Annotated in this window: 24 protein-coding genes; 14 read left to right on the top strand and 10 right to left on the bottom strand. The window is 66.0% G+C overall.

Going from position 1 to position 15,893, the window contains the following annotated elements; genetic code table 11:
• Nucleotides 1–3 precede the first annotated feature (3 nt).
• From H7A85_RS18495 to H7A85_RS18530, 9 genes are read right to left on the bottom strand one after another with little or no spacing between them, the layout of a single operon-like run.
• The gene (locus H7A85_RS18495) at nucleotides 4–1,032 is read right to left on the bottom strand and encodes a DUF2303 family protein (RefSeq protein WP_182421999.1); all 1,029 of its coding nucleotides are present in this window, start codon (nucleotides 1,030–1,032) and stop codon (nucleotides 4–6) included.
• 42 nt (nucleotides 1,033–1,074) lie between these two features.
• A complete protein-coding gene (locus H7A85_RS18500; RefSeq protein ID WP_182422000.1) occupies nucleotides 1,075–1,413 on the bottom strand; it encodes a hypothetical protein in 339 nt (112 codons plus the stop codon).
• A gap of 24 nt (nucleotides 1,414–1,437) precedes the next feature.
• Nucleotides 1,438–2,106 (bottom strand): hypothetical protein, encoded by a 669-nt coding sequence (locus tag H7A85_RS18505; RefSeq protein WP_182422001.1) that lies wholly within the window; start codon nucleotides 2,104–2,106, stop codon nucleotides 1,438–1,440.
• Complete coding sequence (locus H7A85_RS18510) at nucleotides 2,106–2,381, bottom strand: hypothetical protein (RefSeq protein ID WP_182422002.1); 276 nt, start codon at nucleotides 2,379–2,381, stop codon at nucleotides 2,106–2,108. The genes H7A85_RS18505 and H7A85_RS18510 overlap by 1 nt, the downstream gene beginning before the upstream one ends.
• A complete protein-coding gene (locus H7A85_RS18515; RefSeq protein WP_182422003.1) occupies nucleotides 2,378–2,581 on the bottom strand; it encodes a hypothetical protein in 204 nt (67 codons plus the stop codon). The genes H7A85_RS18510 and H7A85_RS18515 overlap by 4 nt, the downstream gene beginning before the upstream one ends.
• The gene (locus tag H7A85_RS18520) at nucleotides 2,581–2,994 is read right to left on the bottom strand and encodes a hypothetical protein (protein ID WP_182422004.1); all 414 of its coding nucleotides are present in this window, start codon (nucleotides 2,992–2,994) and stop codon (nucleotides 2,581–2,583) included. The genes H7A85_RS18515 and H7A85_RS18520 overlap by 1 nt, the downstream gene beginning before the upstream one ends.
• Nucleotides 2,994–3,278 (bottom strand): hypothetical protein, encoded by a 285-nt coding sequence (locus H7A85_RS18525; RefSeq protein WP_182422005.1) that lies wholly within the window; start codon nucleotides 3,276–3,278, stop codon nucleotides 2,994–2,996. The genes H7A85_RS18520 and H7A85_RS18525 overlap by 1 nt, the downstream gene beginning before the upstream one ends.
• The gene (locus tag H7A85_RS21020; RefSeq protein WP_280514934.1) at nucleotides 3,278–3,412 is read right to left on the bottom strand and encodes a hypothetical protein; all 135 of its coding nucleotides are present in this window, start codon (nucleotides 3,410–3,412) and stop codon (nucleotides 3,278–3,280) included. The genes H7A85_RS18525 and H7A85_RS21020 overlap by 1 nt, the downstream gene beginning before the upstream one ends.
• Complete coding sequence (locus H7A85_RS18530; RefSeq protein ID WP_182422006.1) at nucleotides 3,412–3,744, bottom strand: hypothetical protein; 333 nt, start codon at nucleotides 3,742–3,744, stop codon at nucleotides 3,412–3,414. Before H7A85_RS18530 ends, H7A85_RS21020 begins: the two co-directional genes overlap by 1 nt.
• Before the next feature lie 182 nt (nucleotides 3,745–3,926).
• Here H7A85_RS18530 and H7A85_RS18535 point away from each other — a divergent pair, with 182 nt between their 5' ends.
• Entirely contained in the window at nucleotides 3,927–4,181 is a 255-nt protein-coding gene (locus tag H7A85_RS18535; protein WP_182422007.1) for a hypothetical protein, read from the top strand.
• Here H7A85_RS18535 and H7A85_RS18540 read toward each other — a convergent pair.
• Entirely contained in the window at nucleotides 4,178–4,576 is a 399-nt protein-coding gene (locus tag H7A85_RS18540; protein WP_182422008.1) for a helix-turn-helix domain-containing protein, read from the bottom strand. The two genes, H7A85_RS18535 and H7A85_RS18540, sit on opposite strands and share 4 nt — an antisense overlap.
• A 291-nt stretch (nucleotides 4,577–4,867) precedes the next feature.
• Here H7A85_RS18540 and H7A85_RS18550 point away from each other — a divergent pair, with 291 nt between their 5' ends.
• The 13 genes from H7A85_RS18550 to H7A85_RS18610 all read left to right on the top strand — a co-directional run bounded on the left by H7A85_RS18550 (nucleotide 4,868) and on the right by H7A85_RS18610 (nucleotide 15,850).
• Nucleotides 4,868–5,377, top strand: coding sequence for a hypothetical protein (locus tag H7A85_RS18550; protein ID WP_182422010.1), 510 nt, complete (start codon nucleotides 4,868–4,870; stop codon nucleotides 5,375–5,377).
• Complete coding sequence (locus H7A85_RS18555) at nucleotides 5,374–6,627, top strand: P4 alpha zinc-binding domain-containing protein (protein ID WP_182422011.1); 1,254 nt, start codon at nucleotides 5,374–5,376, stop codon at nucleotides 6,625–6,627. Before H7A85_RS18550 ends, H7A85_RS18555 begins: the two co-directional genes overlap by 4 nt.
• Nucleotides 6,624–7,004: a hypothetical protein gene (locus tag H7A85_RS18560; RefSeq protein WP_182422012.1), complete on the top strand. Its 381-nt coding sequence runs from the start codon at nucleotides 6,624–6,626 to the stop codon at nucleotides 7,002–7,004. Before H7A85_RS18555 ends, H7A85_RS18560 begins: the two co-directional genes overlap by 4 nt.
• A 73-nt stretch (nucleotides 7,005–7,077) precedes the next feature.
• Nucleotides 7,078–8,868 (top strand): phage/plasmid primase, P4 family, encoded by a 1,791-nt coding sequence (locus tag H7A85_RS18565; RefSeq protein ID WP_182422013.1) that lies wholly within the window; start codon nucleotides 7,078–7,080, stop codon nucleotides 8,866–8,868.
• 441 nt (nucleotides 8,869–9,309) lie between these two features.
• Nucleotides 9,310–9,861 (top strand): transcription termination/antitermination NusG family protein, encoded by a 552-nt coding sequence (locus H7A85_RS18570; protein ID WP_280514935.1) that lies wholly within the window; start codon nucleotides 9,310–9,312, stop codon nucleotides 9,859–9,861.
• A 140-nt stretch (nucleotides 9,862–10,001) separates the two neighbouring features.
• Nucleotides 10,002–10,340, top strand: coding sequence for an HNH endonuclease signature motif containing protein (locus tag H7A85_RS18575; RefSeq protein ID WP_244631278.1), 339 nt, complete (start codon nucleotides 10,002–10,004; stop codon nucleotides 10,338–10,340).
• A gap of 85 nt (nucleotides 10,341–10,425) precedes the next feature.
• On the top strand, nucleotides 10,426–10,629 hold the full coding sequence (locus tag H7A85_RS18580) for a hypothetical protein (RefSeq protein ID WP_182422015.1): 204 nt from the start codon (nucleotides 10,426–10,428) through the stop codon (nucleotides 10,627–10,629).
• 216 nt (nucleotides 10,630–10,845) lie between these two features.
• A complete protein-coding gene (locus tag H7A85_RS18585) occupies nucleotides 10,846–11,322 on the top strand; it encodes a hypothetical protein (protein ID WP_182422016.1) in 477 nt (158 codons plus the stop codon).
• A 43-nt stretch (nucleotides 11,323–11,365) separates the two neighbouring features.
• Nucleotides 11,366–12,478, top strand: coding sequence for a phage portal protein (locus H7A85_RS18590; RefSeq protein WP_244631279.1), 1,113 nt, complete (start codon nucleotides 11,366–11,368; stop codon nucleotides 12,476–12,478).
• Nucleotides 12,479–13,354 carry a head maturation protease, ClpP-related gene (locus tag H7A85_RS18595; RefSeq protein ID WP_182422017.1) on the top strand — a complete coding sequence of 292 codons (876 nt, stop codon included), beginning with the start codon at nucleotides 12,479–12,481 and terminating at the stop codon, nucleotides 13,352–13,354.
• Between the two features lie 14 nt (nucleotides 13,355–13,368).
• Nucleotides 13,369–14,772 carry a phage major capsid protein gene (locus H7A85_RS18600; protein WP_244631280.1) on the top strand — a complete coding sequence of 468 codons (1,404 nt, stop codon included), beginning with the start codon at nucleotides 13,369–13,371 and terminating at the stop codon, nucleotides 14,770–14,772.
• Nucleotides 14,773–14,845: 73 nt separating this feature from the next.
• Complete coding sequence (locus H7A85_RS18605) at nucleotides 14,846–15,226, top strand: hypothetical protein (protein ID WP_244631281.1); 381 nt, start codon at nucleotides 14,846–14,848, stop codon at nucleotides 15,224–15,226.
• 51 nt (nucleotides 15,227–15,277) lie between these two features.
• The gene (locus H7A85_RS18610; RefSeq protein WP_182422018.1) at nucleotides 15,278–15,850 is read left to right on the top strand and encodes a hypothetical protein; all 573 of its coding nucleotides are present in this window, start codon (nucleotides 15,278–15,280) and stop codon (nucleotides 15,848–15,850) included.
• Nucleotides 15,851–15,893: the final 43 nt, after the last annotated feature.

A 15,893-nucleotide genomic window follows, 5' to 3' on the forward strand; every position in this document is an offset into this window, starting at 1 on the left:
GGGTCAGGCTCCGGCAGTGGTGCTGGTGACGATCGAGCCCTGCGCGGTCATTTCAGGCGCACCCTCGTAGACGGCGAGGCCGGTGCGCTCGGCGACCTCGCGCTTGGCGAGGGTGACGGCTTCGGCCACCGTGCGATCGACGCGGAACAGCTTGTAGATCCACATCAGCGAGCCGCCGACGATGCGATAGCGCAGCCGCACGGGGATGGTGATCGGCTCCTCGTTGTAGAAGAGCGGGATCTGCAGGGCGAAGGCGCCGGGAACGCTGATCGGCGCGCCGTCCTTGCCGGTGTGCTCTTCCTCGAACGAGATTTTGGCTTCGCCGGACTGGAGCTTGACGTTCTGCTTCAGCTTGCCACCGACGTTGACTTCGAGTCCGCGCGCAAGAGCGGCGATGTCCATGGGCGCGCCGATCCGGTCGACCTGAAGCTCGCGGGCATGGTGGCCGTTCTCGGCTTCCACCAGCGTCGTCATGTCGGGCAGGCGCTCTTCGATGAACTCGGCGAACTGACCCTGATCCATCGCCTTGCCGTCGTTCTTCAGCCAGACGGACCATTCGTCGGAGAAGGGGAAGGCGTAGTGGACGCGGTGCTTGCCCCAGTCGGCATCGCCATCGACCGCAGAACGCTCCCGGTCGTGATAGTCGATGACAGCCGTCAGCGACGGGCTGCGCCAATCCGACCGCGCGAAGACGACGGAATTTTCCGTCTTCTGCCGGTTCACGAGTTCGATCAGGCTGGCGACGTCGCCGACGATCGCAATGCCGCGGCGCGCTTCGGGGAACAGGCGCCATTCCTCCGCGAGGGCTTTGACGCTGACGATGCCGGGCTTGTCGCCGTGGACGATTCCGAGCGGGAAGCTCTCCGGCAGGCCGGTGAACTCGTCGGGCGTCGACAGCCAGTCGGTTTCGGCGCCGCTAGCCCGCGAGCCGAGCTCGGCGATCTTGTCGACGGCGTCGCCTTCCAGCGTCGTCGCGCCGTTGCTGATCCAGTTCGTCGGCTCGGGCGTCGGGGGGGTGGTCGTCTCGGCCATGGTGGCCTCCTTTGCGGTTGGGCTGGGTGAGGGGTGGCCGGGTCAGGCCTGTTCGCGGTTGCTCACGTCGCGCGGGCCGTCGAACATGTCGGACTGGCGGGGGTGCTGTGTGGAAAGGTGACCCTCTTCGGTGACCCAGAAGGTGGAGGGGCCGAACTCCTCCTCCGGCTTCTTGGATGTCAGGTTCGGCGTGATCGTCACCATGCCGGCTTCGACCTTCAGCGCGAGCTTGACCGTGACGTGGCCGGACGCCTTGCCTTTGGGTCCGGCGGACTCGGTCAGCGCCTTGAGCGTGGCGTCCAGTTCGTTCTGGAACTTGTCGACGAACTCGCCGCCCTCCAACATTCCGATCAGCACTTGCGGTTGGCGAACGATCTTCATGGGGTTCCCTCGGCGGGTTGGCCGTCAGTCGGCGGCGTGGTGGAAGGCGGGGCAGAAGCGGTTGAGCGCGTCGGTGAACCGCAGCTCGGCTTCCCAGACGGTCTTGTCGAAGAAGGCATGGCCTTCCGCGACGGGCAGCGGCTCGACGGTCTCAATCGGCGCATCCCAGGGCATCGGGGCGGGCAGCATCAGGTGGTCGCGCTCGGTGCGCAGGGCGCGCACGTCGATTTCCTTGATCCGCTCGGCATGCACGGCGTGGCGCGCGGGATCGAGACCGGCGGCCGCGAAGACCTGTCGGTCGATGTCGGCCTGCAGGGAGCGCAGGCAGAGTTTCAGGTGGGCGGCGCGCGCCGCGGCGACCATCTGCGTCGCCGTCGGATCGACGGGCGCGCCCATGGCCATGCGGTCGATCAGGGCGCCCTGCATCGGTCGGGTGATGTCGCCCGTCCAGGTCTCGTGCGCGTCGTGCAGGAGGCAGAAGGCGGCGAGCTCGCGATCGTCGAAGCAGACCAGCGCCGCCTCAGCGCACAGCACGGAATGCATGGCGACCGAGTAGGGCTGCTGCGTATGACCGCCGAAGCGCGGCACGGTGGCGAGGACGATCGCGACCTCGGACACGAGGTGCGCGGTTTCGACGACGGGCGCGTCGAAGTGGAAGGCGCGCCCGGTGATGGTCTGGAGCCAGGCGGACATCAGGCCTCCCGAACCCTCGCGGCGTTCGCGAGATCGCGAGCGGCGGGGCCGTGCCTTGCGAGCGCATCGGCCGTCCAGCCGCGCAGGACGAGATCGGCGTCGTCGACGCTGCCCTTCACGGCGGCGATGTCGAGCATGTCGTCAGCGATCTTGCGGGCGACCCCGTCGGGGGTGGTGACCGGTCCCGGCTGGGACAGGAGAGGGCGCCGGGTCGCGGCGTGACGCGCGGCGAGGGTGCGGGCGTGGCCCGCGTAGTCGAAGCCGATGGTGCTCATGGACGATCTTCTTTCAGTTCGCGGCGCGTCATGCGCGGCGCGCGGTTGCGGGGATCGACCGTGTCGCGGTCAAGCTTGATCTTGCGGATGGGAAGGGCGAACCGGGCGCGCGCTTCCTTGCGCGCGGCCTCGGGGTCCGGGGCCGCGATGAGATGCGACTCGGCCTCAGGGCCGTCGAGATAGACGCGGAAGCTCGGCATCAAGCGTTGCCGCCTTCCGTCGCCACGGCAACGCCCCGGCTGATAACGGTGCCGCGCTCGGACACGCCGTTGCTGACAGCGCGTAGTTCTGCCAAGCTTTCCGCGAGCTTCATGACAAAGTGCTCGAGCACCTTTTCCGGCGCGGCGAGATTTACCCTGGCGATGTTGCTGAGGGCTTCGGCGACGTTCGAAGCCAGCGCTGTCGCGGGCATCGTCGTCGGAAGGCCTTCGTTGATCGCACGCATTGCTTCCGCGTAGGGAAGCAGAGCGCAATCACGAAGACGGTCCTGCATCTCGATGAAGGTGCGATCGATCGTGCGTTCCGCCAGCATGACGGCCTGCTCCGTGTTTCGATCATGCTCCCTGCGCATGTCGGCGATCGTCGCTTCGATATCGAAGTGAAGGGGCTTCATCAGTGCGCTCCGATCGGCGGGAAGTCGGCGGGGTTGAGGGTTTCGCCGGGGGCGAGGACGGCTTCGGCGCCGGATCGCGTCAGGCGGAAGAGGGTGAGCATGGTCGGATAGGTTTCGACCTCGACCGCCCAGCCGTTGGCGACCATCTCGCGCCACATGTCGTGGCCCATGGAATCGACCTGCGCGGTGCGGCGGTTGCCTTCGGACATCCGGCGGCGACCGTCGAGGTTGAGGGCACCGCGTGCGGACTGGCGCTGCTCGGGCGTCATGACGGGACGGGCCATCAGCGCGACTCCACCATGAGGACGGCGCGCTCCAGCCGGTGGCGTTCCGTCCAGGACACGGCTCCGGCCATGAAGCCGGCGAAGAAGACGCCGACGGCGACCAGGGAGGCGAGTTCGCGGAGATAGGCGCGCATCACAGCGTGCCCCCCAGAACGAGGGGCGCGAAGGCGACCCCGGCGATGAAGCCCATGATCAGACCGAAGACGCCGATCAGCATCAGCGCGGCGGCGAACATGCCGGCGGGAACGCTGCTGTCATCCTCCTGCGCGAAGATGCGCTCCATTTCGCCTTCCTCGGCGAAGTCCGGCTCGCGGCGCAGGATGTCTTCGACATCGTTGGCGGCTTCGTTGAGGTTCGACGCGCGTTCCACCGACTGGGAGGAACGAACAGCGGAACGCGCGTCGGCACCGAACCCGCCCCGGGAGGACGCAGGCAGGTCGGTGATGGGGGAATGGGTAGGAGGCATGAAGGGCTCCGATCCGTGAGGGATGGAGCAGTTTGTAACGCTCAAGGGTACAAACGTCAACTGGTCTGTAACGTGGAAAGCTACATCGCTTATCCACATCCATCCACAGGGTAGGAATATGTTCTTGCTATGTTCTCCTTTGTGCCTCAGTTTGGTTGTGCGGCACAACTCCGGAGGTGACTATGCAGACGTACTTTGTGGTCCAAACCTACAGCGTAAATCGCAAGAGAAAGATCGAGGCGGATCAGCCACGGCAGGTGCAGAGCGAGGCTGAGGCCTTGCGTTTGGGCGAACGCCTAAGCGAGACGAAGTTTGGGGTGATTGCGTTTAGTCGCACCGGTGATGCGAAGACCGGGGACTGGGAGGATGCAAAAATCCTCTTCCAGTTTGGCGATTTTGCCGAGGAAGATGCAGAAGCGATCCGCTCGGCCGCCTAAGATTTGCTGCTCGCCAGAGCTTTAAGGACGGCCAAAGTCTGATCGTCCTTACGGTCGCGAAGAATACGAAGGAGGTCCACGACTTCGCCCTCCTTCGTCGGATCAACAGTCAAGAGATCAACGACCGACGCATTCAGCGCTTCTGCGGCGGCTTCCAGAAAGTCTTGCGTGTAGGGCTGCTCGCCACGTTCGATCCGGCCAATGTTGACAAACGTCATCAGCGGAACACCTGGCGCCGATTCCAACATATCCGCGAACGCTCGCAGAGACAGCTTCCGGTACTGCCTCCACTGACGAACAAAATGTTTCTCGCGACGCGGAGCTTTCATTCCCAAGGAATACCGCAGCCCTCGCGGGTCGTGGTATCGCTCAAAGTTACATAACACCATTGCCATTTGTATCCTTGAGCGTTACAAACCGGGAATGCGCGATCATCCCCTACGCTCTTTCGCCGTTTCGAACGGCGTCTCGATCACCGAGATAGCTCGGCGCGTCGGCATCAGTCGTATGACGCTGCACAGGATCCTTCGGGGCGAAAACACTACCCTCGATCTTCTTCAGCGTATCAGCGTGGCCACTCAAGGCGCCGTCTCCGTTCAAAGCCTCGTCGCAGCCAGTAACTACGCTGCTCCGGCGTCCTGTCACGTAAACGAGAGCTCCGCCGCTTTACCCTCGGAGGCGAGCCGATGAGCGCGCAGGAAGCCGTGAACCGCCCGTCCACGCGCGTGATGCGGGGGCGCCTCAAGCTGGCGACCAAGGCGTCGATCGCGGATGCCGGCGGCGCGAAGGATCTGGTGTCGGAAAAGATGCTGCGCGTCGGCGAGGTCGCCCTGTCGCGCGGTTCGGTTCACCGGGTGGAGAACGACGACCACTTCGTCGGGATCGACACGGCGCTGGATCTCGACCTCCTCGCTGGCGAGCCGCGCCATGCGCGGGCGCTGGCCGAGGCGCAGAACTGGACGCTGGTTCCGCTGGTGGCGGTGTGCCCGACGGCAGTCATCAACGACGCCGGGATGAACCGGCTCGCGCGCATCACGAACGAGTTCGAACTCAGCATGCGCGAGGCGCTGGAAGACCGCGCCATCAGCGTCGAGGAAGCCGACGAGGCGCTGCCGCTCATCAACAAGCTGATCGAGGAACTGCTGCACAAGCAGGCCAAGCTGCTCGCCGTTCGGCGACAGGGGGACGGGGAATGACCGGCGCCCGCTCAATCGAGACGGACGCCTTCGTCGCCGATGCCAAGGCGGTGTCGATCACGGCGGCTTTCGAGCGCTGCGGCTATTCGCTGGGCTCGCTGCGCGGCTCGCGCGTCGAGATGGTCGGGCCGTGCCCGGCCTGCGGGGGCAAGGATCGCTTCGGCATCAACACGGCGAAGAACGTCTTCAACTGCCGGGGCGCGGAAGGGGGCGACGGGATTGCCCTCGTCCGCCACCTGACCGGATGCGACTTCTGGGACGCCTGCGAGCTCCTGACCGGCCAGGATCGGCCCGGCCGCGATGGGGGCGACGATGCGGAGCGCGCCGCGCGGCGTCGCGAGGCCGAGCGGCGGATGGCCGAGCAGCGCGAGCGCGTTGCGCGCGAGGACGCGGAGCGCGAGGCCGAACAGAACCGATACCGGGCGCGCGAATGGGACCGCTGCCGCGACATCTGGCGCGAGGGCGCCGCCTTCGACTGCGACGGCGTTTCGGCCAAGGCCTATCTCGCCGCGCGCGGGCTCGACGTGTCGCATCTCGACGGGGCGTATCTGCGGACCCATCCGCGCCTCGGCTTCTTCGCCCGCGACGCTCGCGACCAGAACATCGCCATCCACCATGGCCCCGCGATGCTGGGGCTGTTCTGCCGGCTGGAGGGCAATCGATATGTGCCGGTCGGGCTGCACCAGACCTGGCTCGATCTCGACGCCGCGCCGAAGTTTCGGCCCGCGCTCGTCTCGCCGATCGACGGGGAGTCGCTGCCCTCGAAGAAGATGCGCGGGTCGAAGATGGGCGGGCTCATTCCCGTTCTCGGTCGCCTGTCGCAGTCCACCCGCATGGTGGTGGGCGAGGGGATCGAGACGGTTCTCGGCTTCGCCATGTTCGACGGGTTTCGCGCCGACACGTTCTATGCGGCGGCGGGCGATCTCGGGAACCTCGCCGGCAAGGCGATGCCGAAAAGCCGCATCAAGTCGGGCGCGAAGCGCAAGGACAAGAACGGGGTGATGCGCCCTGTGTTCGTGCCCGGCACCGAGCCGGACATGGGTTCGGACGCGATCCCGGTGCCCGAAACGATCGAGGAGCTCGTGCTTCTCGGTGACGGCGATTCGGACGTGGTGATGACGCGCGCGGCGCTGAAGCGCGGCTGCGCGCGCCACGCCCGCCCGGGCCGCACGGTGCGCGATGTCTTCGCCCCGCCTGGCACGGACTGGGGCGAGCGCGGCGCGGCGCTGGCGCAAGAGGTGGCGGCATGACGGCGATCCTCGTGGCCCGCCTGCAGCTGACGCGCGGCGTCGATCTCGCGCTGAACGCGGACATCCTCCAGTGGATGGAGGTTGCCGTCACCAACGGCAAGGACCAGCGCTGGCTGCAGCATACATACGGGCTGACCGGCCATCTGACGGGCGCCCTGGCGCTGGCCGACGATCTGTTTCCCGGCCTTCGCTGGAACATCCAGGCCAAGCGGCGGGGCAGCGCTTCCATCTATGACGCGGCCGTTCTGGCCCCCGGCGCCGCCGCGCCCCAGGTGTGCCGATCCGGAGACGCGGCCAACGCTCTTCTCGGCGCCACGCTGCTCGCGTTTGCGGCTGTGGCGCTTCCTTCCACCGATCGTGAGGCGATGGCGGCCTGAGCGCTGCCCCCTTTCGATTCGTCTCCCGAGTTTTCGCGCGCCTGCCGCGCTTTCTCTGCCTTGAGGACTTCGCATGAAACGGAAGCTGGAGGAGGGCGTCTCGCTGCTGGCGATCTGCGCCGCCGAAGACGAGACCGATATCGGGAACGGCAATCGGTTCTGCCACCGCTATGGCGACGACGTTCGGTTCGTGACGCATATCGGGTTTCACGTCTTCGACGGGCTGCGCTGGCGCGAGGACGAGGGCCGCGATTTCGGCGGCAAGCATGTGCGCCCGCTGGCGCACCGCACGGCCGAGGCGATTCGGCTGGAATGCGTCGAGATCCAGGCCGACGAAGCGCAGATCCTGCTGGTCGAGGCTGGGAACGATGCGGAGGCGGAAATGGACCGGCTCGGGCCGCCGAAGAAGGATGCGGATCCGGACGTTCATCGGCGCTGGAAGATCCTGAAAGACGCGGTCGCGGAGCGGGACAAGATCGGCGACGCGATCGACGAGGCGCGATCGCGCCGCGCGAGCTACTGCCGGTCGAGCCAAAACAGCGGCAAGCTCGACAACATGCTGAAGGAGGCCGCGCCCTACCTTTCCTGCACCGTGGACGAGCTCAACACCGACCCGCTGGCGCTGAACTGCCGGAACGGGACCGTTCGCTTCGTGAAGGTCGAGGACGACGAAAGCGATCCAGACGAGCCGCGCTTTCGCTGGCACGCACGGCTCGACCCGCACCGGCGCGAGGATCTGATCTCCAAGCTGTTCGAAGCGAACGTGCTGGCGGCTCCCGAACCCTCGAAGGAGGGAAGCCCCCGAACGGTGGAGGCGACCCCATCCGACCGGCTGCTGGACGCTTCGGAGCTTCTGCGGCTCGCGCACAAGGCGGCGCCGAACTTCATCGAGTTCATTCACCGCATGCAGCCCGATATCGACCGCCGGGACTATCTCCGTCGGGTGTTCGGCTACATGCTGACCGGGCTCACCGGCGAGCAGGTGATCTTCTTCTTCTACGGCATCGGCGCGAACGGCAAGTCGACCATGACCGACGTCATCGGGAAGATGATGTCGGACTATTCCGTGACGCTCGGGATCGAAAGCTTCACCGGCGATGCGAGGCGGGGTGGGGCCGACGCGACGCCCGACCTGGCGCGCCTGAGCGGGGCCTATGCCTGCTTCGCCTCGGAAGGGGACGAATCGGCCCGCCTCAAGGAAGGGCTGATCAAGCTCCTGACGGGCGACGACAAGATCGCGGTGCGCAAGCTGCACCAGGACTTCGTCGAGATCCAGATCCGGGCGAAGTTCGTCATCACCGGCAACCACAAGCCGATCATTCGGGGCGACGACGACGGCATCTGGCGGCGCGTCCACCTGATCGAGTGGCCGGTGCAGATCCCGCGCGAGGAACGCGACAAGGATCTGCCCGCCAAGCTCCTGGCCGAGCGGGACGGGATCTTCGCCTGGATGCTGGCGGGCGCGCTCGAGTTCATGACGCTGGGCGGGCTGCATCCGCCGGCCTCGGTGCTGGCTGCAGTGCAAGAGCACCGGGAGGAAAGCGACCCGATCAGCGCATTCATTCGCGGCGGGTGCGAGGTGACCGGGGACGAGACGGACGTCGTGTCGCCGGGGGACCTCCACGAGGCCTATGTCATCTTCTGCCGCCGGGAGGGGCTGACGCCGTTCGGGGCGACGACCTTCAACAGGCGATTGCCCGACAAGGCGAAGATGGCCTGGAAGAGCCCCGACGGGCGCATGCGCCAGTTCGTGCGCACGAAGAGCGGCGGCACCGTTTATCGCGGCATCCGCATCCTGCCGGCCTTCAAGCCGGGCTCGGGCAACGAATGGCCGGCGGGGCGCGACGCGCCGCCGCTGGATTGAGCCGATGCGCCGCGCCTCCGCACCTCCGCCTGTCTCAGCCGTCCGACGATCGTGGCGCCGTGTCTGCCGCTCGAATTGGGCAGCTAGGGACGCAAGCGCGCCAGTTGGGTCGCAAGGGTTCGGCTTTCGAGGGTTCGGGAGGGCCTGCGAACCAAGGGTTTGGGACGCTAGGGCGGCTAGGGAGGCAAGGTCCCGGATTTCCTATATGCGCGCGAGAGAGTGATGGGGTGTCCGGATCAAGGCTCAAGGTCTCTTACGTAATGCGAGACCTTGCCTCCCTAGCCTCCCTAGCGACCCAAATCAGAATTTATCATTACAAAACATAGGGTTATAAAGTCCATGACTTGGGCAGCAAGACAGACCGGCTTCCATCTACCTTCCCTAGCTGCCCAAAACGCCTTTCTGGCGGGTGAAAGGGACTGGATGGGGCAGGCTCCGACGATGCCGAGCGTTTCCTATGACGATGGGCGGGTGTGGTTCGTGGCTCGCACGAACCCACGCTGCGAGGGCCGGGCCATGGCGACGCTCGCCGCCAAGGGGTTCGACACGTTTCTGCCGAAGGGGCGCAAGACGCTCATCCACCATCGCAGCAAGCGGGTGATCGAGCGCGAGTTCCCGCTCATGGTGGGGTATCTGTTCCTGGCGATGCCGGTGGACGCGACGCAGCAGCATTGGGGCGTGGCGCGCACCTGCGACGGCGTGCATGGGATCCTTGGCATGGGCGACCGGTATGTGCCCGTGCCCGAGCGCGAGGTCATGGTGCTGATGGATGCGGAGGCGGACGGTCGCCTTCGCTTCGAGGCCGCCAAGCGCAACAAGGGGCAGCATAGCTTCGTGGACGGGATGGAAGCCCGGATCGCGCTGGGGCCGTTCACCGGCTTCGTGGGGCAGGTGGTGGACGCTTCCTGCCGCAAGGCGATCCGCCTGTTGATATCGATCTTCGGCGGCTTGTCCGAGGTCGTGGTGCCTGTTGACGAACTGGAGGCCGTGTGACAGCTATAGGGGCAGACGGAAAATGCCTGTTCTGAGCGGCCATGTGACTCGCCGGGGCTTGAGATGAGAGATCGTCACTCATCGCCATGGATACCTATGGGCTCGCGCAAGCGGGCCCTTCGTGTTTGTGGGATAGGGTTATGGCCCGCATCCCCGTCATGAAGCCCAGCCTTCGAACCGCTCGCACCTTCATCGCGCCAATCGTGCGCGGCGATGCGGCGGCGCGCTCGGTCAAGCCGACGCTGGACTTCTACGGTTCGGCGGCCTGGAAGAAGGTTCGGCTGGAGGTGCAGCGCGCTTGCGGGCGGACGTGCCAAGGCTGCGGCAAGGCGGATACGCGGATCTACGTCGACCACATCGTCGAACTGAGGGACGGGGGCGCGCCGCTCGATCGGGGGAACCTCATCGGGCTGTGTGCGGTGTGTCACGGGAAGAAGACGGCTCGGGAGCGGGCGAAGAGGGAGGCGCAGCATGCCTGACAAGCCTCCTACATCCGGTATTGGTGGATGGTCCGGCCAAGAACTTGAGCCTACTCCGGGGCAATACCGTATCAGGTGGGCACGGGTGTCGACCTGCTTCGGCCAGCAGCGCCGCTGCATAGCCGAGCGGCGTGTGCAGTTGTGGTTTGGGCTTGGGACTTGGTGGCCGGTTGGTGACTGGCGCTCGGCCGAGGGCGTGGCCCTCGACGACATCGGCAGCGATTGGGCGCTTCGGCGTCCGCTGCCCCCGACCCGCCTCGTCGAGATGGTGCAGACCCCCGAAACCTGACCCGAGAGGTGGGGGGGGGTCGAAAGTTCGGCCCTGGGGACCCTCCACCGTCACAGGGGCTCTCACGCGGATTTTTAATTTCGGCTGATCGGATTTTTCAGGCCAGGGTCGGCGTGATGGTGGGCTGGAAGGCCTACGCTGCATGGGGTGATCGCGTTGGCGGGCCCTGGATCAGACCAATACTTTTCGCCGGACCGACCGGCTGGAGCCTTCGCCTTGTCCGAGTATGTCAACCTCTTCGGCGAGACCGTTTTGCTGGCCGCTCGCGGCCGGGGGCGGCCCCCGCATGAACCGAGCACGTGGACGCGCAACCGCGTCACGCTGCTGGTGGTGATGGGGTACGCGAACGAACTGATCGCGGACATCATCGGCATCAGCGCGCCAACGTTGCGCCGTTGCTACAAGGCCGAGTTGGAAGCCCGCCCGGTCGCACGCATGCGCCTCGACCTTCGCCGGATGGAGAAGCTGGTCGAGGGCATGAACGACGGCAACGTCGGGGCGATCAAAGAACTCGGGAAGCAGCTTGAGAAACTCGACATGACGCTGGCCGAGAAGCGTGTGCGCGATCGGGCCAAGACGGAAGCCCCAGCCGAAGAGCGTCTTGGAAAGAAAGCGCAGCGGCTGGAGAACGCCAAGCGCGCGGTCGGCGAGGGCAGGTTCGCCGTCCCGCCGGCGCCGCGCCTGGTGCAGTAGCCCATGGAATGGACGACTGCCTGCCCCGACTGGGAACGGCGAGGTGAGCGTCGTCCAAGCGTTGCGCAACCCGTCGGTGTTCCGGTGCGTCACGCTAATCTCGTCGGTGATCGGCATGCTGCCGCTCCACCTGATCAACGACGAGACGAAGGAGAAGGCGTCCGAGCATCCGCTGTTCCGGCTGCTTCACGCTGAGCCGAACAGCTATCAGACGGCCTACGAGTTCCGCTCGCTGATGCAGATGCGAGTGCTGACCAAAGGTAACGCCTACGCCCGTATCATCTGGTCAAGGGAAGGCCAGCGCAGCAACCGGCGCAAGCCGATCCGCCTTCTACCGCTCGATCCCGACCGCGTCACGGCGAAGCTGAACGACGCGTGCGAGATGGTTTACGAATACCGGCAGGCGAGCGGCGGCAACATCGCGATCGCGGCCAGCGACATGCTGCACCTGCGCGGGTTCTCGCTCGACGGCGTGACGGGCATCTCGATGCTGCGCCAAGCGCGTGATGCGGTCCGGCTTGCGCTCGACGCCGATCTCGCCGTTCGGCGCCTGTTCCGGAACGGGTCGTTCGTCGGAGCCACGCTGGAGACGCCGGGCGAGCTTACTCCAGAGGCCTACGATCGCCTCATCGCGTCGTGGAATGAGAACTACGCCGGAGCCAACAACGCAGGCAAGACGCCGCTACTCGAGGGCGGCACGAAGCTTGTCATTCCCGGCACCTCGGCCAAGGACGCGCAGTCGAACGAGTTGCGTGGCCGACAGATCGAAGAGATTGCCCGCATCTTCGGCGTGCCACGGCCGCTCCTAATGGTGGACGAGACAAGCTGGGGCTCGGGCATCGAAGCGTTGGGCCAGTTTTTTGTCACCTTCGCGCTAAACCCGTGGTTCGAGGTCTGGCAGCAGTCGATTGATCGCTCACTGCTCGACGACGCCGACAAGGGCCGTTTCTCGGCCAAGTTCAATCCGGGCGCACTGCTGCGTGGCTCGCTGGAGGCACAGGGCAACTATCTGGCCCAAGCGCTCGGCGCAGGCGGCCACCAGCCCTGGATCTACGCTGATGAGGCCCGTGACGTCATGGACCTGCCGAAGCGAGCCGCTCCGCCCAACCCGATGGCGGGCAACACCGGCGCTTCGCCGCCCACCGGAGAAGAGTAGATGATCACGCTTAACTGCCCACGCGTGTTCGCCATGGCGCGCCCGGCCGCGATGCCGCTCCCCGTCCGCCAGGACGTCCACGCCTTCACCAAACCGTCGGTCTTCGACGAGTGGGGCAAGGACGCTGCTGGCGTGCGCGCCGTCGCAGTCGGCGACAACATCATCACTATGTTCGACGTCATCGGCGAGGATTTCTGGTCGGGCGGCGGCGTGACGGCCAAGCGCGTGACGGCCGCACTGCGCGCGATCGGCGACCGACCCGTCGAGGTGCACATCAACTCGCCAGGCGGCGATATGTTCGAGGGCATCGCGATCTACAACGTGCTCCGCGAGCACTCGCAGCCGGTGACGGTCAAGGTGATGGGCATGGCGGCTTCGGCCGCGTCCGTCATCGCCATGGCGGGCGACACGATCGAGATTGGCGCCGCATCCTTTCTGATGATCCATAACTGCTGGGTCGTCGCCATAGGCAACCGGCACGATATGGCCGAAACGGCAGAATGGCTGGAGCCGTTCGACCGAGCGATGGTCGATCTCTACGCGGCGCGCACGAAGCGCGACGCCAAGGAGGTGGCGCGTTGGATGGACGCCGAAACATTCATGTCTGGTAGCCAAGCGATCGAGCGTGGCTTTGCCGATGCCCTTCTCCCTGCTGACGCAATGAAGACCGATGAAGAAGCGCAGGCCTCCGATCGGAAGGTCAACGACCTGCGTGCGATGGAGCTCCAGCTTGTGTCCGCCGGCCTTCCGAGGACGCAGGCGCGCGAGCGCATCAACAAGATCAAGGGCACGCCGGGCGCTGCCATTGAAGCCACGCCTGGCGCTGGCGACGACTGGTCGGCAGCTGCCGATCTCCTTGCCTTCCTCAAATCCTAACCAAGGAGCGACCCATGTACCGGGCCTTCATGCTGGTGGCGCTCGTCGCGACCGCCCTTTTTTCCATGCCCCACGCCTACGCCATGTCGGAGGTCACCCAGGCGGCATCCGCCTTGCCGGTCATCGCACCGTTCGCACTCGCGAGCGCCGCGGCGCTCGGCGCCTCGACCATGCCGCGCGCCATCAGCGCGCTCGGCCTGCGCGCTGATGCCTCCGACCCGAAGGTGATCCTCGCCCAGTTGCAGGCCGCTTTCTCCGAGTTCAAAGACGCCAACGACAAGCGCCTGTCGGCGAAGGTTGACGACACCGTCCTGAATGAGAAGGTGGAGCGCATCAACACCGACATCGGCAACTTTCAGAAGTCGCTCGACGATTTGAACGCCGCGATCGCCACCGCCTCGCTTGGCGGTGTCGGCGACGAGAAGAAGATCGCCGACCCGGAGTATTCGGAGCGGTGGAGCGCCTACTTCCGCCACGGCGATGACGAGACCGGACTGCGCTCGGCATCGCGCGCCGGGCCCCGCGCCGCGATGACGGCTGGCTCCAATCCGGACGGCGGCTATCTGGCTCCGGTCGAGTGGGACCGCACCATCACCGGTCGCCTGAAGGAAATCTCACCGATCCGCCAGAATGCGACGGTCCAAGCGATCACCGGCTCGGGTTTCCGTAAGGTCTACAACGACCGCGCGGTCGGCTCCGGCTGGGTCGGCGAGACGGCGTCCCGTCCCGCAACCGCGACTCCGGCGCTGTCGGTCCTCGACTTCAACACGGGCGAACTCTACGCCTTCCCGTTCGTATCCCGTCAGATCCTGGAGGACGCCGAGGTCAATCTTGAGCAGTGGCTCGCCGACGAGGTCGAGGTTGAGTTCTCTCGCCAAGAGAACATCGCCTTCCTTGCCGGGGACGGCGCGAACAAGCCGTTCGGCATCCTGACCTACGTCACAGGGGGCGCGAACGCGGCCAAGCACCCCTTCGGTGCGATCAAGACAACCGTCACCGGCGATGCTTCGAAGCTGACCCCGGACGCCTTCATCTCGATCGTTCAAGACACACCGTCGGCCTTCCGGCCGAACGCCAAGTTCTATCTGAACCGGCAGACCGTCTCGGCGGCCCGCAAGTTCAAGGACGCAGGCGGCAATTACATCTGGCAGCCGTCCTACGCGGCGGGCGTGCCGGCGACGATCGTGGGCGAGTCCGTCGTTGAGGTTCCCGACATGCCGGACGTCGGAGCGGGTGCCATCGCTGCGCTCTACGGCGACATGGCCGCGACCTACGTCGTCGTGGATCGCCGCGGCATTCTGGTGCTGCGCGACGAGCTGACGAACAAGCCGTTCATCGGCTTCTACACGACGCGCCGTGTCGGCGGCGGGGTCTTCAACCCCGAGCCCATGCGCGCGCTGAAGGTGGCCGCCTCGTAAGGGGCGACCGTCGCAGATCCTGCAACGGGGCTGGTGCCGATCGGTGCCAGCCCTTTTTTATAGGAGGTCCGACGTGACCACGAAGAAGAAGCAGACCGAGGAAGCGGCCGTCGAAGAGAAGGTCGCCGAGACGAAAGCCGCAACGGCCGACGAGGCGACCGAGCAGGCCGACGAAGCCGCGAAGGGACCGATCTCGGACGCGCATGCCGAGGATGGCGCGGGGCAGGCCGAGGAGCCCCATTCGGGTGACAACGGCGCGCAGCCCGCGACCGAGTTCGAGCCCTCCGGCGCGCCCCTCCAGGTGGTCGAGGACGTCGATCCTTCGCACCCGGCGGTCGACAACGATCCGCGCGCGGCGACCTCGTCCGAGCAGAACCGGATCGACTTCAACGATCCGAACCTGTCCGGCGCCGAGGCGGTGAAGCGCAACCTCGAAGCGCAGTCGAAGGGCTGACCTGTGCAGAAGCGCCCGCCCATTCTGGTCACCAAGCCGGCGGTCCTGCCAGTGACGGTCGAGACGGTTCGCGAGGTTTGCCGCGTCGAGGAGGCCGATGTCTCCGACGCACGCCTCAAGGATCTGATCGCCGTCGCCACGGCCGAGTTCGATGGCTATGGCGGCATGCTCGGGCGGGCGCTCATCCGGCAGACCTGGCGGCAGGACTTCCTGTCGCGCTACGGACCCTACCGTCTACCTTTCCCCGATGTCAGTTCGGCCGCTGCCGTGTGGCGCAGCTCGGCTGGCGTGGAGACGATTGCGCCTGTTGCGCTCGACGAGGACGTGATCGGACCATTCGTCACTGCGACTGGATGGGGCGTCGGGTTCGGCGGCTCCCTGCGGGTAACCTTCGCCGCCGGATACGGGGAAGAGCCCAAGGATGTTCCGGCTCCGATCCGAGAGGCGATCCTGAAGCGCGTTGGTCAGCAGTTGCTCGAAGGCTCCGACGATGGGCAGGTGCGCTCTTTCCAGGTCGAAGGAGGCTTCACCGAGGCTTTCAACAGCCCAGAGCAGCGTCAAGCCGAGGTCGATCGCAGCGTTCGCGCGCTGGTGAAGCCATATCGTCGGGGCAACCTTCTATGAGGCGCCGTTCCGCCTATCGCCGGATGTTCACGAAGGCCGGGCG

Origin of the sequence: Aureimonas sp. ME7 (assembly GCF_903970965.1) — a bacterium.
In the GTDB taxonomy this organism is placed as follows: Bacteria; Pseudomonadota; Alphaproteobacteria; order Rhizobiales; family Rhizobiaceae; genus Aureimonas.

Excerpts from the sequence above, each read along its gene's own strand:
- H7A85_RS18495 (WP_182421999.1), bottom strand. The coding sequence starts at position 1,032 with ATGGCCGAGACGACCACCCCCCCGACGCCCGAGCCGACGAACTGGATC.
- H7A85_RS18500 (WP_182422000.1), bottom strand. The coding sequence starts at position 1,413 with ATGAAGATCGTTCGCCAACCGCAAGTGCTGATCGGAATGTTGGAGGGC.
- H7A85_RS18505 (WP_182422001.1), bottom strand. The coding sequence starts at position 2,106 with ATGTCCGCCTGGCTCCAGACCATCACCGGGCGCGCCTTCCACTTCGAC.
- H7A85_RS18510 (WP_182422002.1), bottom strand. The coding sequence starts at position 2,381 with ATGAGCACCATCGGCTTCGACTACGCGGGCCACGCCCGCACCCTCGCC.
- H7A85_RS18515 (WP_182422003.1), bottom strand. The coding sequence starts at position 2,581 with ATGCCGAGCTTCCGCGTCTATCTCGACGGCCCTGAGGCCGAGTCGCAT.
- H7A85_RS18520 (WP_182422004.1), bottom strand. The coding sequence starts at position 2,994 with ATGAAGCCCCTTCACTTCGATATCGAAGCGACGATCGCCGACATGCGC.
- H7A85_RS18525 (WP_182422005.1), bottom strand. The coding sequence starts at position 3,278 with ATGGCCCGTCCCGTCATGACGCCCGAGCAGCGCCAGTCCGCACGCGGT.
- H7A85_RS21020 (WP_280514934.1), bottom strand. The coding sequence starts at position 3,412 with ATGCGCGCCTATCTCCGCGAACTCGCCTCCCTGGTCGCCGTCGGCGTC.
- H7A85_RS18530 (WP_182422006.1), bottom strand. The coding sequence starts at position 3,744 with ATGCCTCCTACCCATTCCCCCATCACCGACCTGCCTGCGTCCTCCCGG.
- H7A85_RS18535 (WP_182422007.1), top strand. The coding sequence starts at position 3,927 with ATGCAGACGTACTTTGTGGTCCAAACCTACAGCGTAAATCGCAAGAGA.
- H7A85_RS18540 (WP_182422008.1), bottom strand. The coding sequence starts at position 4,576 with ATGGCAATGGTGTTATGTAACTTTGAGCGATACCACGACCCGCGAGGG.
- H7A85_RS18550 (WP_182422010.1), top strand. The coding sequence starts at position 4,868 with ATGAGCGCGCAGGAAGCCGTGAACCGCCCGTCCACGCGCGTGATGCGG.
- H7A85_RS18555 (WP_182422011.1), top strand. The coding sequence starts at position 5,374 with ATGACCGGCGCCCGCTCAATCGAGACGGACGCCTTCGTCGCCGATGCC.
- H7A85_RS18560 (WP_182422012.1), top strand. The coding sequence starts at position 6,624 with ATGACGGCGATCCTCGTGGCCCGCCTGCAGCTGACGCGCGGCGTCGAT.
- H7A85_RS18565 (WP_182422013.1), top strand. The coding sequence starts at position 7,078 with ATGAAACGGAAGCTGGAGGAGGGCGTCTCGCTGCTGGCGATCTGCGCC.
- H7A85_RS18570 (WP_280514935.1), top strand. The coding sequence starts at position 9,310 with ATGCCGAGCGTTTCCTATGACGATGGGCGGGTGTGGTTCGTGGCTCGC.
- H7A85_RS18575 (WP_244631278.1), top strand. The coding sequence starts at position 10,002 with ATGGCCCGCATCCCCGTCATGAAGCCCAGCCTTCGAACCGCTCGCACC.
- H7A85_RS18595 (WP_182422017.1), top strand. The coding sequence starts at position 12,479 with ATGATCACGCTTAACTGCCCACGCGTGTTCGCCATGGCGCGCCCGGCC.
- H7A85_RS18600 (WP_244631280.1), top strand. The coding sequence starts at position 13,369 with ATGTACCGGGCCTTCATGCTGGTGGCGCTCGTCGCGACCGCCCTTTTT.